This is a genomic window from Streptococcus parasanguinis, assembly GCF_031582885.1.
Lineage (GTDB): Bacteria > Bacillota > Bacilli > Lactobacillales > Streptococcaceae > Streptococcus > Streptococcus parasanguinis_M.
Genome location: NZ_CP133988.1, coordinates 1 through 17566, shown reverse-complemented (window position 1 = coordinate 17566; position 17566 = coordinate 1). Strand labels below are relative to the sequence as shown.

At 43.4% G+C, this 17566-nt stretch carries 10 protein-coding genes, 1 tRNA gene and 3 rRNA genes; 13 read left to right on the top strand and 1 reads right to left on the bottom strand.

All coding sequences use genetic code 11. The features are described 5' to 3' along the window. Nucleotides 1–52: 52 nt before the first annotated feature. The 4 genes from sufD to sufB are packed head-to-tail and all read left to right on the top strand — an operon-like array spanning nt 53 to nt 4417. Complete coding sequence (gene sufD / locus RDV49_RS00070) at nt 53–1315, top strand: Fe-S cluster assembly protein SufD (RefSeq protein WP_003010272.1); 1263 nt, start codon at nt 53–55, stop codon at nt 1313–1315. A gap of 9 nt (nt 1316–1324) precedes the next feature. Beyond that, a complete protein-coding gene (locus RDV49_RS00065) occupies nt 1325–2551 on the top strand; it encodes a cysteine desulfurase (RefSeq protein WP_003010274.1) in 1227 nt (408 codons plus the stop codon). Then, nucleotides 2538–2972 carry a Fe-S cluster assembly sulfur transfer protein SufU gene (gene sufU, locus RDV49_RS00060; RefSeq protein WP_003010276.1) on the top strand — a complete coding sequence of 145 codons (435 nt, stop codon included), beginning with the start codon at nt 2538–2540 and terminating at the stop codon, nt 2970–2972. The genes RDV49_RS00065 and sufU overlap by 14 nt, the downstream gene beginning before the upstream one ends. Before the next feature lie 32 nt (nt 2973–3004). Beyond that, on the top strand, nt 3005–4417 hold the full coding sequence (gene sufB, locus RDV49_RS00055) for a Fe-S cluster assembly protein SufB (RefSeq protein WP_003010279.1): 1413 nt from the start codon (nt 3005–3007) through the stop codon (nt 4415–4417). Between the two features lie 58 nt (nt 4418–4475). Here sufB and RDV49_RS00050 read toward each other — a convergent pair whose 3' ends face one another. Beyond that, the gene (locus RDV49_RS00050) at nt 4476–5717 is read right to left on the bottom strand and encodes a serine hydrolase (RefSeq protein ID WP_003010281.1); all 1242 of its coding nucleotides are present in this window, start codon (nt 5715–5717) and stop codon (nt 4476–4478) included. A 205-nt stretch (nt 5718–5922) separates the two neighbouring features. On the opposite strand from RDV49_RS00050, the gene RDV49_RS00045 reads away from it, so the two are divergent. The 9 genes from RDV49_RS00045 to rrf all read left to right on the top strand — a co-directional run bounded on the left by RDV49_RS00045 (nt 5923) and on the right by rrf (nt 17566). Continuing rightward, entirely contained in the window at nt 5923–7908 is a 1986-nt protein-coding gene (locus RDV49_RS00045; RefSeq protein ID WP_003010284.1) for a peptide ABC transporter substrate-binding protein, read from the top strand. 73 nt (nt 7909–7981) lie between these two features. Continuing rightward, complete coding sequence (locus RDV49_RS00040; protein WP_003010287.1) at nt 7982–9481, top strand: ABC transporter permease; 1500 nt, start codon at nt 7982–7984, stop codon at nt 9479–9481. After that, a complete protein-coding gene (gene oppC, locus RDV49_RS00035) occupies nt 9481–10407 on the top strand; it encodes an oligopeptide ABC transporter permease OppC (protein WP_003010290.1) in 927 nt (308 codons plus the stop codon). Before RDV49_RS00040 ends, oppC begins: the two co-directional genes overlap by 1 nt. An 11-nt stretch (nt 10408–10418) precedes the next feature. Further along, nucleotides 10419–11486, top strand: coding sequence for an ABC transporter ATP-binding protein (locus RDV49_RS00030; protein ID WP_003010293.1), 1068 nt, complete (start codon nt 10419–10421; stop codon nt 11484–11486). 10 nt (nt 11487–11496) lie between these two features. After that, complete coding sequence (locus tag RDV49_RS00025; RefSeq protein WP_003010296.1) at nt 11497–12423, top strand: ATP-binding cassette domain-containing protein; 927 nt, start codon at nt 11497–11499, stop codon at nt 12421–12423. Between the two features lie 250 nt (nt 12424–12673). After that, nucleotides 12674–14221: ribosomal RNA gene (locus RDV49_RS00020) — 16S ribosomal RNA — on the top strand. A gap of 53 nt (nt 14222–14274) precedes the next feature. Then, a tRNA-Ala gene (locus tag RDV49_RS00015) sits at nt 14275–14347 on the top strand. A gap of 123 nt (nt 14348–14470) precedes the next feature. Beyond that, a 23S ribosomal RNA gene (locus tag RDV49_RS00010) occupies nt 14471–17372 on the top strand. Nucleotides 17373–17451: 79 nt separating this feature from the next. Continuing rightward, nucleotides 17452–17566, top strand: a 5S ribosomal RNA gene (rrf, locus tag RDV49_RS00005). Together the 16S, 23S and 5S rRNA genes with 1 tRNA gene alongside form the textbook arrangement of a ribosomal RNA operon.

Genomic DNA, 17566 nt, shown 5'->3' with positions numbered 1-17566 from the left:
ATCTAATGTTGTCATAAAATCAAACAGATAGTATCTTTATTAGGAGAAAAAAATGAGTATTGAAAAAATTACCCTCTTTTCGGAATTGCATGCTGAGCCAAGCTGGCTGCAAGATTTACGAAAAAAAGCTTTTGACAAGATCGATCAATTGGAATTGCCAGCCATTGAACGCGTCAAATTCCACCGCTGGAATCTTGGGGATGGGACGATCACAGAAAGCGAGGCTTCTGCCAATGTTCCTGATTTTACAGCCCTCGATTCAAACTTAAAATTGGTCCAAGTTGGAACTCAGACTGTTTTTGAACAGGTGCCACAAGCCTTGGCAGACCAAGGAGTCCTTTTCACAGATTTCCATTCTGCCCTAGAAGAAATTCCGCAGGTGGTGGAAGACTACTTCATGTCTTCCGTTAAATACGACGATGATAAACTAGCAGCTTACCACACAGCTTATTTTAATAGTGGGGCTGTCCTTTATGTTCCAGATAACGTCGAGATTTCAGAACCAATCGAAGGTATTTTCTACCAGGATAGCGACAGTGATGTACCTTTTAATAAGCACATTTTGATTATCGCAGGCAAAAACAGCAAGTTTAGCTATTTGGAACGCCTAGAATCAAAAGGTGAAGGCTCAGCAACAGCAACTGCGAATGTGACGGTTGAGGTGATCGCCCGCTCAGGTGCCCAAGTGAAATTTGCGGCGATTGACCGTCTGGGTGAAAATGTCACAGCTTACATCAGTCGACGTGGGAAACTAGGTCAGGATGCCAGCATTGATTGGGCTATCGGTGTTATGAACGAAGGTAACGTGGTTGCAGACTTTGACAGTGACTTGGTTGGAAACGGAAGTCATGCAGATTTGAAAGTCGTTGCTTTATCAAGCGGTCGTCAGGTTCAAGGAATTGACACCCGCGTGACCAACTTTGGTTGCAACTCGATCGGAAATATCTTGCAACACGGGGTTATTCTTGAAAAAGGAACCTTGACCTTCAACGGAATTGGTCATATTATCAAGGGGGCTAAAGGAGCAGATGCTCAGCAAGAAAGCCGTGTCTTGATGTTATCGGATCAAGCGCGTTCAGATGCGAACCCAATCCTCTTGATTGATGAAAATGACGTCACAGCAGGCCATGCTGCATCGATCGGTCAAGTGGACCCAGAAGACATGTATTACCTCATGAGTCGTGGTCTGGATCAACACACAGCGGAACGATTAGTGGTGCGTGGTTTCTTGGGATCTGTTATTGTTGAAATCCCAGTTAAAGAAGTACGTGATGAAATGATTGCCACCATTGAAGAAAAGTTATCTCAACGCTAAGGAGAAACAATGCTAGATAAAAATACGATTGCTCAAGATTTTCCCATTCTCGATCAACTAGTTCACGATGAGCCTTTGGTTTATCTAGATAATGCAGCGACGACGCAAAAACCTAAACGTGTTCTTGAAGCAGTTAATCACTATTATTTGCAAGATAACGCCAATGTTCATCGTGGAGTCCATACTTTGGCTGAACGAGCGACAGCAGCCTATGAGGCAACGCGTGAGAAAGTCAGAAAATTTATCAATGCTTCATCAACCAAGGAAGTGCTCTTTACAAGAGGGACAACGACTGGACTCAACTGGGTAGCCCGCTATGCAGAAGAAGTCCTAAGGGAAGGGGATGAAGTCTTGATTTCCATCATGGAACATCACTCCAACATCATTCCTTGGCAGCAAGCCTGCAAGAAGACAGGAGCAAAACTGGTCTATGTCTATCTAAAAGATGGCTTACTGGATATGCAGGACTTAAAGAGCAAGCTTAGTGAGAAGACAAAATTTGTCTCCATCACCCATGCTTCGAACGTCTTAGGGGTGGTCAATCCGATCAAGGAAATTGCTCGATTAGCTCATGAGGTTGGAGCGATCATGGTCGTAGATGGGGCTCAATCAACCCCTCATATGGCCATTGATGTACAAGACTTAGATGCGGATTTCTTTGCTTTTTCTGGCCATAAGATGGCTGCACCAACAGGGATTGGTGTCCTCTATGGGAAGGAAGAAATCTTAGAGCAAATGTCTCCAATCGAGTATGGGGGCGAGATGATTGACTTTGTTTACGAACAATCTGCCTCTTGGAAGGAATTGCCTTGGAAATTTGAAGCTGGAACACCTAATATGGCGGGAGCAATTGGTCTTGGTGCAGCAATCGATTACTTAGAAGAGCTGGGTATGGACCAGGTAGAAGCGCATGAGCAAAAACTGATTGCCTATGTGTTTCCAAAATTACAGGCTATCGAAGGCTTGACCATCTATGGTTCCCAAGACTTAGCCCAACGTTCTGGCGTCATTTCCTTTAATCTAGGAGATCTCCATCCGCATGACTTAGCAACAGCACTAGATTATGAAGGGATTGCCGTTCGTGCAGGTCACCACTGTGCACAACCGCTCCTTCAATACCTACAAGTCCCAGCGACAACGAGAGCAAGTTTTTATATCTACAACACCAAAGCGGACTGTGATAAATTAATTGAGGCATTGATCAAAGCAAAGGAGTTTTTCAATGGCACTTTCTAAATTAGATTCGCTGTACATGGCGGTCGTAGCCGATCATTCAAAACACCCCCACCACCAAGGACAAATTGAAGATGTTGATCAGATCCAACTCAACAATCCAACTTGTGGAGATGTGATCCAGTTAAGTGTGAAATTTGATGAGAATGACAGGGTGGAAGATATTGCCTTTGTGAATTCAGGCTGTACGATCTCAACGGCTTCAGCTAGTATGATGACAGATGCTGTAATGGGAAAAACAAAAGAGGAAGTCGAAGAATTGGCACAGGTCTTTTCAGAAATGGTCCAAGGCCAGTCAGATCCTCGCCAAGAGGAATTAGGAGACGCAGCCTTCTTATCTGGAGTCTCAAAATTCCCACAACGGATTAAATGTGCGACCCTCTCCTGGAATGCTCTCAAAAAAGCGATCGAACGTAGCAAATAATTAAAAGAAGAAACAGAGAAAGAAAGGAAATTATGGCTGAAGAAAGAGTCGAACCGAAACCAATTGATCTCGGTGAATATAAATTTGGATTTCACGATGACGTTCAACCCATTCTCTCTACCGGGAAGGGATTGAATGAAGCGGTTATTCGTGAATTGTCTGCAGCAAAAAATGAACCCGAATGGATGCTCGAATTCCGTTTGAAATCTTTTGAAACCTTCAAAAAGATGCCCATGCAAACCTGGGGAGCCGATCTATCAGAGATTGACTTTGATGATTTGATCTATTATCAAAAACCTTCGGATAAACCTGCCCGTTCATGGGACGAAGTTCCAGAGAAAATCAAGGAAACCTTTGAGCGTATCGGGATTCCTGAAGCAGAACGTGCTTACTTAGCGGGGGCTTCTGCTCAGTATGAATCAGAAGTGGTTTACCACAATATGAAAGAAGAGTTTGAAAAGTTGGGGATTATCTTTACCGATACGGATTCTGCCCTAAAAGAATATCCAGACCTGTTCAAACAGTATTTTGCGAAGTTAGTGCCACCAACGGATAACAAATTGGCTGCCCTCAACTCAGCAGTCTGGTCTGGTGGAACCTTCATTTATGTACCAAAAGGCGTAAAAGTAGATGTCCCCCTTCAAACTTACTTCCGTATCAACAATGAAAATACAGGTCAGTTTGAGCGCACGTTGATTATCGTGGATGAGGGAGCAAGTGTTCACTATGTGGAAGGCTGTACAGCGCCGACCTACTCAAGCAATAGCCTCCATGCAGCGATTGTTGAGATCTTTGCCTTAGATGGTGCTTATATGCGTTACACGACCATCCAAAACTGGTCGGACAATGTCTACAACTTGGTCACCAAGCGGGCCAAAGCTCAAAAAGATGCCACAGTTGAGTGGATCGACGGGAACTTAGGAGCGAAGACAACCATGAAGTACCCATCTGTTTATCTGGATGGAGAAGGAGCGCGTGGGACCATGTTGTCCATTGCCTTTGCGAATGCAGGTCAACACCAAGATACAGGTGCCAAGATGATCCACAATGCCCCTCACACTAGCTCGTCTATCGTGTCTAAATCCATCGCGAAAGGTGGCGGAAAGGTAGACTACCGTGGACAAGTTACCTTTAACAAAAATTCCAAGAAATCAGTTTCTCACATCGAGTGTGACACCATTATCATGGATGATTTATCTGCATCAGATACGATTCCATTTAATGAAATCCACAACTCACAAGTTGCTTTGGAGCACGAAGCCAAGGTTTCAAAAATCTCAGAAGAACAACTGTATTATTTGATGAGTCGTGGTTTGTCTGAATCAGAAGCGACAGAAATGATTGTCATGGGATTTGTAGAACCCTTTACAAAAGAACTTCCAATGGAATACGCCGTTGAGTTAAACCGACTCATTAGCTACGAAATGGAAGGATCTGTAGGATAATTCGTTTTAATAGCAAAATAAAATCACAATGGATTTGACTCCATTGTGATTTTTTTGCTTATAGCTTTTCGTTGACATAACGAACAAATTCATTCCACCAAACCTTTAAGAAAAAGCTTTTCTCAATGGTTCTTCCCGATACCATATCGACCGTTGGCTCTTGATCTTCTAAGTAGCCACGTCCGATTTTATCTGGATCAGTGTAGTGTAATTTTCCAAGACTTGTGCCTGATTTGACAGGTGCTCGGAATGATTCTTGGTTACTCTTGAATTGAATTTTTGGTTCTGCTTGACTACCTTGCTTTTCGACGATATAGAAGTCTTTTTTTGCAACAGCTAAAACAGTCTCTGACTTCCCATCCATGATAGTTGCCTTACTTTTTCCGTAGGGATCTCCTTCTTTGACGACAATGGAAGAAACAAAGGTCCGTACCACGTAGTTCATCAGAGAAGAAGTAGCCACAAAGCGTGCATATGGATCACCGTCAACTGCCTCCACTCCTAGGACAACCGTGATCATGTGGATGCCATTTTGCGTCGTTGATGCAGCAAAGGTGATGCCTCCTTTGGTAGAGTTGCTGACCCGAAGGCCGTCAACGCCTGAACGGTAATTCGGCATGCCTTCTAGCATCAGATTGGGGTTTTCAATCTGCGTGTTTGAAAAAAGAGCAGTGGGTTTTGAAGTATATTTGGTCACTTCAGGAAAATCCTGGAGTAAGTGCTTGGCAATAACAGCAATATCATAAGCACTCAATTGATTTTCGTCTTCTTTCCCGTCAGGATCTCCATTGATGGTTTGAGTATTTAATCCGGTAGCATTGATTAAATGAGGAGATTGAATGCCCCATTCAGAAAGTTTTTGCTTCATTTTTTCAACGAAGCTTTTCTCAGAGCCACCCACTTTCTCAGCTAAGGCCAAGGCAGCGGTGCTAGAATTTCCAACTAAAAGAGCAGTCAATAGCTGATCAACCGTATATTGGTTCGCCTCCATAGGAAGAGTACCAGCACCTTCGATATCATTTAAGGCCAGAGCTTTCTCAGACAATTTAATAGGATCTTTCAGAGAAAGTTTTTTTTCATGAATGGCTTCGAAAATCAGATAAGTGGTCAAGAGTGTAGATAGTCCCCCCACATCTCGCTTTTTCTCTGAATCCTTTTCATATAAGATTTTACCTGTATCAGCTTCAACAGCAATAGCACTTTGAGCAGGAAGATCTAGCTCATCTGCTAGAACGACTTGATAAGGTAAACTGCATAACAGCAGGATGAAGGTTAAAAAAGAAAGAAAGAATTTTTTCACAGTTGTTTCCTCGTTGCTTAGTCCTCTCTATTGTATCATACAAATGATTAATGGAAAATCGTAAAATCATCAATTAGGCTAGAAAGTCAATCATAGCAAGGTTTTTGGATGGGGTTGAAGCAAATATTCAGAAAATTTAGTTTACTTTTTTTTCTACTTGTGATATAATCTTAAACAAATCTAAAAAAACTATTGGAGAATTCCTATGAAAAAAGGTAAAGTATTCGCAGTTGCCGGAGTAACACTCCTTGCAGCTGGATTGTTAGCTGCATGTTCTAGTTCAAATACTAGCAAAGCAAGCTCAGGCGAAGACAAAAACTATGGTTATGTCTACACTACTGACCCAACAACTTTGGACTATACTGTGTCTTCTAAATCTGCCACTCAAGATCTCACTACAAACATCGTAGACGGTTTGATGGAAAATGACAAGTATGGAAATCTTGTGCCATCACTTGCGGAAGATTGGTCTGTTTCAAAAGACGGTTTGACTTATACCTACAAGATTCGTAAGGGTGTTAAATGGTACGATGCAGATGGTGAAGAACGCGGTGAAGTGACTGCCAAAGACTTCGTGATTGGTTTGAAACACGCTGCTGATAAAAAATCAGAAGAACTTCCACTAGTTCAAGGCTCAATCAAAGGCTTGGATGATTATGTGCAAGGAAAAACTACAGACTTCAGCCAAGTTGGTGTCAAAGCGGTTGATGATTACACACTTCAATATACATTGAACAAACCTGAAACCTTCTGGAACTCTAAAACAACAAACGGAATCTTGTTCCCAATTAGCACAGATTTCTTGAAGAGTAAGGGAGATGATTTTGGTCAACCAAACGATGTGAAATCAGTACTTGCAAACGGACCTTTCCTTCTTAAATCTATTACATCAAAATCATCTGTTGTATTTGAAAAGAATGACAACTACTGGGATAAGAAAAACGTTCACGTCAAGGAAGTAAAACTTACTTATTACGATGGATCAGACCAAGATTCATTGGCACGTGGTTTCTCTGATGGAGCTTATACAGCTGCTCGTCTTTTCCCATCAAGCTCAAACTTTGCAACAGTAGAGAAAAAATACAAGGACAATATCTATAACACACCAGCTGGTTCAGGTGTAGCAATCCTTGGTTTCAACATCGATCGTCAATCTTACAAACACACTGCAAAGAAATCAGATGCTGAAAAATCTTCTACTAAGAAAGCAATCTTGAACAAAGATTTCCGTCAAGCCATCACTTTTGCCTTGAACCGTGAAAACTACTCAGCACAAGTCAATGGTAAAGAATTTGCTAAACCAGCTATCCGTAATACATATGTTGCACCTGCATTCGTACAAGTAGATGGAAAAGACTTCGGAAATGTAGTTGCAGATAAGTTGACTACTTATGGAGACCAATGGAAGGGTATCAACCTTGCAGATGGTCAAGATGGTCTTTACAACAAAGATAAAGCGAAAGCACAACTTGAAAAAGCCAAAGCTGAACTTCAAAAAGACGGCGTTCAATTCCCAATTCATATTGACGTTCCTGTTATTCAAAATGCAACAAGTATAGTTACACGTATGCAATCATTGAAACAAACGGTAGAAGAAACTCTTGGTAAAGACAACGTAGTTGTTGACCTTCAAATGATGGACCAAGACGAAGTGTTGAACATCACATTGAATGTTCCATCAGCTGCAGATGCAGATTGGGATCTTCAAGGTATGGTCGGTTGGAACCCAGACTATCAAGATCCATCAACTTACCTTGATACGCTTCAACCATCTTCAGAAGATCAAACAAAAGTTTACCTTGGTTTTGCAGGTGGTGTAGATAACCCATCAGCTAAAGCTGTCGGTTTGGATGAGTTTGCAAAACTTCTTGACGATGCAAACAACGAAACACAAGATGTTGTGAAACGTTATGAAAAATATGCAGCAGCTCAAGCTTGGTTGACAGATAGCGCGATTGTAGTACCTACAATGTCATCATCAGGCGCAGCAACTGTTATCTCTAAAGTGGTACCATTCTCTGGTGCTTCAGCTCAAGCTGGTAACAAAGGTTCAGCATACTTCAAATATGTAGAAGTTCAAGATGAACCTGTTACTAAGAAACAATACGATGAAGCTCTTAAGAAATGGCAAAAAGAAAAAGCTGAGTCAAACAAAAAAGCTCAACAAGATCTTGAAAAACACGTTAAATAATTAAATTATTGCTTTTCATTAGAACTTTCTCTTCTAGGGGAGAAAGTTCTTTTGGACATTAAAGGAATGAAATATGAAAAAATATGTTTTTATGCGTATTTTGCGTTCGTTAGTGTCGATCTTTCTCGTCACGACATTAACCTACATGATTATCTATACGCTAACACCGAGAAATCTCATCTTTAAAAATGACCCCAACTACAATAAAGTAGCGAAGACAAAAGATTCGAAGATCAACTACGAAAATACTGTCTACGATCGCATGGGTTATTTGGAATACATGGATTCAAAGAGCTTGCAACAAAAAGCAAGTAAAGAAGATTCTTCCGTAACGGTTGATGCGACAACTGCTAATGAAAAGATCTACAAAAAATATATTGAAAAATTAGGTCATGGTTGGCAGTTGAAACGTTTCCCGGAAAGTAAGTCTTTCTATGCGGTGCGTGAAATTCCGGTTTTTGAACGTGTCATCAGCTTCTATGCGAATTTGATTCAGTTTGATCATCCAGGTTGGGTGAAAGATGCCTCAAATCCAAATCTCAAACGCTATATCCGTATTGAAAATGATCCATCTATTGGTTGGTCAGTTGTAGGTTCTGGTACGAAACACAAATACCTCTTGTACTTTAATGGTCAATTCCCATATGTGCACCAAAACTTTGTAACCTTAAACCTTGGAAATTCATATCCAACTTATTCAAATACCCCTGTTCTTCAAGTTATTACCCAAGGACAAGGAACGACTAAGAAGAGTGAAGTGAACTTCCCAACAGGTAAAAAGACATCTTCCATCGATATCTACTCACGTACCTACAAATCACCAAGTAAGGCAGACTCACAAGATATCAGTCGATTTGGTAAAGGGGATGCCTATACAGCAACGTTGAGCAACTATGAGAATCCATCCATGATTGCATCTTCTTCAATCATTGGTTTGATTGGTATTGCGATTGCTTACTTGATTGCGATCCCATTAGGATCTTACATGGCTCTGTTCAAGGACTCATGGTTTGATAGCATCTCTACTGCGGCTTTGACATTTATGATGTCTCTCCCAACCATTGCCCTTGTCTATATCGTGCGTCTAGCAGGTTCATTCTTTGGACTTCCAGACTCATTCCCAGTACTTGGAGCACAGGACTGGCGTTCATATGTATTGCCGTCTCTGATTCTTGGTTTATTGAGTGCGCCATTTATCGCCGTTTGGATTCGTCGTTACATGATCGATATTCACTCTCAGGATTTCGTCCGTTTTGCTCGTTCAAAAGGATTGTCAGAACGTGAGATCTCAAGAAAACACATCTTCAAAAATGCGATGGTTCCACTAGTTTCTGGAATTCCAGGGGCTATCATTGGAGTTATCTCAGGTGCGACGTTGACTGAAACAGTCTTCGCTTTCCCAGGTATGGGTAAAATGTTGATTGACTCTATTAAAGCATCAAACAACACCATGGTCATCGGACTTGTCTTCATCTTCACATCACTTGGTATCTTTGCTGCCATGTTAGGTGATATCTTGATGACAGTGCTTGATCCACGGATTAAATTAACGAATACGAAAGGAGGCAAATAATGGCTACAATCGATAAAAATAAATTTCAGTTTGTAAAACGCGATGACTTTGCCTCTGAAGTAATCGATGCTCCAGCGTATTCATACTGGAAATCTGTATTCAGACAATTCTTGAAAAAAAGAACCACTATCATTATGCTTGCTATTTTGATTGGGATTCTCTTGATGAGTTTTGTCTACCCGATGTTTTCAAATTTTGATTACAACGACGTAAGTAAGGTAAATGACTTTTCAGCACGTTTGAATCCACCAAGTGCCAAAGCTTTCTTTGGTACAGATAATAACGGTAAATCCCTCTTTGATGGAGTTTGGTTTGGTGCTCGGAATTCAATTATCATTTCCTTCATCGCCACTGTTATTAACGTGGTTGTCGGAGTTATCGTTGGTGGAATTTGGGGGATCTCAAAATCCATCGACCGTATCATGATGGAAGTTTATAACGTTATTTCAAACATTCCGTTTATGTTGATCGTTATCGTCTTGACTTACTCAATGGGATCTGGTTTCTGGAACTTGATTCTTGCCATGTCCTTAACTGGATGGATCGGAATTGCCTATACCATTCGTGTCCAAATCATGCGTTACCGTGATTTGGAGTACAACCTTGCCAGCCGAACATTAGGAACACCAACTTTGAAAATTGTTACGAAAAATATTTTGCCTCAATTGGTATCTGTTATCGTGACACAAACATCACAGTTACTTCCAAGCTTTATTTCTTATGAAGCTTTCCTTTCCTTCTTCGGACTTGGTCTTCCAATCACAGTTCCAAGTTTGGGACGCTTGATTTCTGACTATTCTCAAAACGTAACTACAAATGCCTACCTATTCTGGATTCCGCTTACTGTTTTGATTTTAGTATCCTTGTCATTCTTTATCGTCGGACAAAACTTGGCCGATGCCAGCGACCCACGTACACATAGATAGGAGGAGTAGATATGACATCAAATAACAATATTATTTTATCTGCTCAAGATATCGTAGTGGAATTTGACGTGCGCGATCGCGTATTGACAGCTATTCGTGGCGTATCGCTTGAGCTAGAAGAAGGTGAAGTTCTTGCCTTAGTTGGTGAGTCAGGTTCAGGGAAATCAGTTTTGACAAAAACGTTCACCGGAATGTTAGAAGATAACGGCCGTATTGCCCAAGGTTCGATTAAATACCGTGGTCAAGAATTGACAGATTTGAAATCGAATAAAGATTGGGAAAATATTCGTGGATCTAAGATCGCTACAATTTTCCAAGACCCAATGACAAGTTTGGACCCAATCAACACAATTGGATCACAAATTACAGAAGTCATTATCAAACACCAAGGGAAAACAGCTAAAGAAGCCAAAGAAATGGCTTTGGATTATATGGAGAAAGTTGGAATTCCAGATGCTGAACGTCGTTTTGATGAGTATCCATTCCAATATTCAGGTGGGATGCGTCAACGGATCGTTATTGCCATCGCTCTGGCCTGCCGTCCAGATATCTTAATCTGTGACGAACCAACAACAGCCCTTGACGTAACCATTCAAGCGCAAATCATTGATTTGTTGAAATCCCTTCAAAAAGAATACCAATTTACAGTTATCTTTATCACCCACGATTTAGGTGTGGTTGCAAGTATTGCAGATAAAGTAGCCGTTATGTATGCTGGAGAAATTGTTGAGTTTGGTAAAGTAGAAGAAATTTTCTACGATCCAAAACATCCATACACATGGAGCTTGCTTTCAAGCTTGCCTCAATTGTCAACCTCAGATGGTGATCTTTACTCTATTCCAGGGACTCCGCCATCATTGTATGCTCCAATCAAAGGAGATGCCTTCGCACTTCGTTCAGATTATGCGATGCAGATTGATTTTGAAGAAGAGGCACCCGCTTTCAAAGTGACCGATACTCACTGGGCTAAGACATGGTTGCTCCATCCAGATGCACCAACAGTTCATAAACCAGAAGTAATCGAAAACCTTCACGAAAAGATTGGCTCAAAAATGGGCTTCACTCACATTACAGAATAGGAGGAAGGAAATGACTGAAAAATTAGTTGAAATTAAAGATTTAGAAATTTCCTTCGGTGAAGGAAGTAAAAAATTCGTTGCTGTAAAGAACGCCAACTTTTTCATTAATAAGGGAGAAACTTTCTCTCTTGTTGGTGAATCAGGAAGTGGGAAGACAACAATTGGACGTGCGATCATCGGTTTGAATGATACAAGTGCTGGAGAAATTATTTATGATGGTCGCAAGATCAACGGAAAAAACTCTCATAGTGAAAAATCAGAGTTGATCCGTAAAATTCAAATGATCTTCCAAGACCCAGCAGCAAGTTTGAATGAACGTGCAACAGTTGATTATATTATCTCTGAAGGTTTGATCAACCACCATTTGTTTAACAGTGAAGAAGAACGTCAGGAAAAAGTAAAAAATATTATGCATGAAGTTGGGCTTCTAGCAGAACATTTGACACGTTATCCTCACGAATTCTCAGGTGGTCAACGTCAACGGATCGGTATTGCCCGTGCACTTGTCATGGAACCAGAATTTGTCATTGCGGATGAACCAATCTCAGCCCTTGACGTTTCAGTACGTGCGCAGGTCTTGAACCTTTTGAAAAAATTCCAAAGAGAATTAGGCTTGACCTACCTCTTTATCGCCCATGACTTGTCAGTTGTACGCTTCATTTCTGATCGTATTGCAGTTATCTATAAAGGGGTTATTGTAGAAGTGGCAGAAACTGAAGAGCTATTTAACCACCCAATCCATCCATACACACAATCTCTACTTTCAGCAGTCCCAATTCCAGATCCAATTCTAGAACGTAAAAAAGTTCTAAAAATCTACGATCCAGAACAACATGATTACTCTGAAGATAAACCACAAATGGTTGAAATTAAACCAGGTCATTATGTATGGGCTAATAAAGCTGAAGAAAACAAATACAGACAAGAATATAAATAGAGAGGATTCCCTCTCTATTTTTTTATTTCAAAAAAACTTTCAAAAAAATAAAATTTTTTGGAAAAAAGTGTTGACAGTAAGGAGAGGTCATGATATACTAATATAGTTGTCGCGCGAGAGCGACAAAGACCTTTGAAAACTGAACAAGACGAACCAATGTGCAGGGCGCTATAACGAAAGTTATAGTAACTGAACAATAAAAAAACAATAAATCTGTCAGTGACAGAATGAGTTTAAGACAAACAATTATTTTAATGAGAGTTTGATCCTGGCTCAGGATGAACGCTGGCGGCGTGCCTAATACATGCAAGTAGAACGCTGAAGCTTGGTGCTTGCACCGAGCGGATGAGTTGCGAACGGGTGAGTAACGCGTAGGTAACCTGCCTCTTAGCGGGGGATAACTATTGGAAACGATAGCTAATACCGCATAAAAGTCGATATCGCATGATATTGATTTGAAAGGTGCAAATGCATCACTAAGAGATGGACCTGCGTTGTATTAGCTAGTTGGTGAGGTAACGGCTCACCAAGGCGACGATACATAGCCGACCTGAGAGGGTGATCGGCCACACTGGGACTGAGACACGGCCCAGACTCCTACGGGAGGCAGCAGTAGGGAATCTTCGGCAATGGGGGCAACCCTGACCGAGCAACGCCGCGTGAGTGAAGAAGGTTTTCGGATCGTAAAGCTCTGTTGTAAGAGAAGAACGAGTGTGAGAGTGGAAAGTTCACACTGTGACGGTAACTTACCAGAAAGGGACGGCTAACTACGTGCCAGCAGCCGCGGTAATACGTAGGTCCCGAGCGTTATCCGGATTTATTGGGCGTAAAGCGAGCGCAGGCGGTTAGATAAGTCTGAAGTTAAAGGCTGTGGCTTAACCATAGTACGCTTTGGAAACTGTTTAACTTGAGTGCAGAAGGGGAGAGTGGAATTCCATGTGTAGCGGTGAAATGCGTAGATATATGGAGGAACACCGGTGGCGAAAGCGGCTCTCTGGTCTGTAACTGACGCTGAGGCTCGAAAGCGTGGGGAGCAAACAGGATTAGATACCCTGGTAGTCCACGCCGTAAACGATGAGTGCTAGGTGTTGGGTCCTTTCCGGGACTCAGTGCCGCAGCTAACGCATTAAGCACTCCGCCTGGGGAGTACGACCGCAAGGTTGAAACTCAAAGGAATTGACGGGGGCCCGCACAAGCGGTGGAGCATGTGGTTTAATTCGAAGCAACGCGAAGAACCTTACCAGGTCTTGACATCCCTCTGACCGCTCTAGAGATAGAGTTTTCCTTCGGGACAGAGGTGACAGGTGGTGCATGGTTGTCGTCAGCTCGTGTCGTGAGATGTTGGGTTAAGTCCCGCAACGAGCGCAACCCCTATTGTTAGTTGCCATCATTGAGTTGGGCACTCTAGCGAGACTGCCGGTAATAAACCGGAGGAAGGTGGGGATGACGTCAAATCATCATGCCCCTTATGACCTGGGCTACACACGTGCTACAATGGCTGGTACAACGAGTCGCGAGTCGGTGACGGCAAGCTAATCTCTTAAAGCCAGTCTCAGTTCGGATTGTAGGCTGCAACTCGCCTACATGAAGTCGGAATCGCTAGTAATCGCGGATCAGCACGTCGCGGTGAATACGTTCCCGGGCCTTGTACACACCGCCCGTCACACCACGAGAGTTTGTAACACCCGAAGTCGGTGAGGTAACCGTAAGGAGCCAGCCGCCTAAGGTGGGATAGATGATTGGGGTGAAGTCGTAACAAGGTAGCCGTATCGGAAGGTGCGGCTGGATCACCTCCTTTCTAAGGAAATGGAAACCTGTACGTTGGTCTTGTTTAGTTTTGAGAGGTCTTGTGGGGCCTTAGCTCAGCTGGGAGAGCGCCTGCTTTGCACGCAGGAGGTCAGCGGTTCGATCCCGCTAGGCTCCATTAACACTGTAAGGGTGTTAAGATTGAACATTGAAAATTGAATATCTATATCAAATAGTAACAAGAAAATAAACCGAAACGCTGTAAATATTTAAAGAGTTTAGGTCGCAAGACCAAAAATAAGGTTAAGTTAATAAGGGCGCACGGTGGATGCCTTGGCACTAGAAGCCGAAGAAGGACGTGACAAACGACGAAATGCTTTGGGGAGCTGTAAGTAAGCGACGATCCAGAGATGTCCGAATGGGGGAACCCACTAGCTAATGGCTAGTACTCCTATCTGTTAAGGATAGGTAGAGGAAGACGCAGTGAACTGAAACATCTAAGTAGCTGCAGGAAGAGAAAGCAAAAGCGATTGCCTGAGTAGCGGCGAGCGAAACGGCAGGAGGGCAAACCGAAGAGTTTACTCTTCGGGGTTGTAGGACTGCAATATGGACTTAAAGATTATAGAAGAATGACATGGGAAGGTCAGCCAAAGAGAGTAAGAGCCTCGTATTCGAAATAGTCTTTATACCTAGCAGTATCCTGAGTACGGCGGGACACGAGAAATCCCGTCGGAATCTGGGAGGACCATCTCCCAACCCTAAATACTCTCTAGTGACCGATAGTGAACCAGTACCGTGAGGGAAAGGTGAAAAGCACCCCGGGAGGGGAGTGAAATAGAACCTGAAACCGTGTGCCTACAACAAGTTCGAGCCCGTTAATGGGTGAGAGCGTGCCTTTTGTAGAATGAACCGGCGAGTTACGATATGATGCGAGGTTAAGTTGAAGAGACGGAGCCGTAGGGAAACCGAGTCTGAATAGGGCGCATTAGTATTATGTCGTAGACCCGAAACCATGTGACCTACCCATGAGCAGGTTGAAGGTGAGGTAAAACTCACTGGAGGACCGAACCAGGGCACGTTGAAAAGTGCTTGGATGACTTGTGGGTAGCGGAGAAATTCTAAACGAACTTGGAGATAGCTGGTTCTCTCCGAAATAGCTTTAGGGCTAGCGTCGACATTAAGATTCTTGGAGGTAGAGCACTGTTTGGGTGAGGGGTCCATCCCGGATTACCAATCTCAGATAAACTCCGAATGCCAATGAATTATGGTCGGCAGTCAGACTGCGAGTGCTAAGATCCGTAGTCGAAAGGGAAACAGCCCAGACCACCAGCTAAGGTCCCAAAATAATTGTTAAGTGGAAAAGGATGTGGGGTTGCACAGACAACTAGGATGTTAGCTTAGAAGCAGCTATTCATTCAAAGAGTGCGTAATAGCTCACTAGTCGAGTGACCCTGCGCCGAAAATGTACCGGGGCTAAAACAATTTACCGAAGCTGTGGATACCTTTATAGGTATGGTAGGAGAGCGTTCTATGTGTGGAGAAGGTGTACCGTGAGGAGTGCTGGAACGCATAGAAGTGAGAATGCCGGTATGAGTAGCGAAAGACAGGTGAGAATCCTGTCCACCGTAAGACTAAGGTTTCCAGGGGAAGGCTCGTCCGCCCTGGGTTAGTCGGGACCTAAGGAGAGACCGAAAGGTGTATCCGATGGACAACAGGTTGATATTCCTGTACTAGAGTATGTAGTGAAGGAGGGACGCAGTAGGCTAACTAAAGCGTGCGACTGGAAGTGCACGTCTAAGCAGTGAGGTGTGAATTGAGTTAAATGCTTAATTCTATAACATTGAGCTGTGATGGGGAGCGAAGTTTAGTAGCGAAGTTAGTGACGTCACACTGCCAAGAAAAGCTTCTAGCGTTAATCATACTCTACCCGTACCGCAAACCGACACAGGTAGTCGAGGCGAGTAGCCTCAGGTGAGCGAGAGAACTCTCGTTAAGGAACTCGGCAAAATGACCCCGTAACTTCGGGAGAAGGGGTGCTGGCTTTCAGTCAGCCGCAGTGAATAGGCCCAAGCAACTGTTTATCAAAAACACAGCTCTCTGCTAAATCGTAAGATGATGTATAGGGGGTGACGCCTGCCCGGTGCTGGAAGGTTAAGAGGAGTGCTTAGCGGTAACGCGAAGGTATGAATTGAAGCCCCAGTAAACGGCGGCCGTAACTATAACGGTCCTAAGGTAGCGAAATTCCTTGTCGGGTAAGTTCCGACCCGCACGAAAGGCGTAATGATTTGGGCACTGTCTCAACGAGAGACTCGGTGAAATTTTAGTACCTGTGAAGATGCAGGTTACCCGCGACAGGACGGAAAGACCCCATGGAGCTTTACTGCAGTTTGATATTGAGTGTCTGTGCCACATGTACAGGATAGGTAGGAGCCATAGAGATCGGGACGCCAGTTTCGATGGAGGCGTTGTTGGGATACTACCCTTGTGTTATGGCCACTCTAACCCGGTAGGTTCATCATCTACGGAGACAGTGTCTGACGGGCAGTTTGACTGGGGCGGTCGCCTCCTAAAAGGTAACGGAGGCGCCCAAAGGTTCCCTCAGAATGGTTGGAAATCATTCGCAGAGTGTAAAGGTATAAGGGAGCTTGACTGCGAGAGCTACAACTCGAGCAGGGACGAAAGTCGGGCTTAGTGATCCGGTGGTTCCGTATGGAAGGGCCATCGCTCAACGGATAAAAGCTACCCTGGGGATAACAGGCTTATCTCCCCCAAGAGTTCACATCGACGGGGAGGTTTGGCACCTCGATGTCGGCTCGTCGCATCCTGGGGCTGTAGTCGGTCCCAAGGGTTGGGCTGTTCGCCCATTAAAGCGGCACGCGAGCTGGGTTCAGAACGTCGTGAGACAGTTCGGTCCCTATCCGTCGCGGGCGTAGGAAATTTGAGAGGATCTGCTCCTAGTACGAGAGGACCAGAGTGGACTTACCGCTGGTGTACCAGTTGTCTCGCCAGAGGCATCGCTGGGTAGCTATGTAGGGAAGGGATAAACGCTGAAAGCATCTAAGTGTGAAACCCACCTCAAGATGAGATTTCCCATGATTTTATATCAGTAAGAGCCCTGAGAGAAGATCAGGTAGATAGGTTAGGAGTGGAAGTTGTGTGAGCAATGGAGCGGACTAATACTAATAGCTCGAGGACTTATCCAAAGAGTCAAAAGATATTGACAACGTAAGGTTAACTTGTTAGAATATAGATGTTCAATTTTGAATGTTTAATCATTCAGAGTTAAGTGACGATAGCCTAGGAGATACACCTGTACCCATGCCGAACACAGCAGTTAAGCCCTAGAACGCCGGAAGTAGTTGGGGGTTGCCCCCTGTGAGATAAGGTAGTCGCTTAG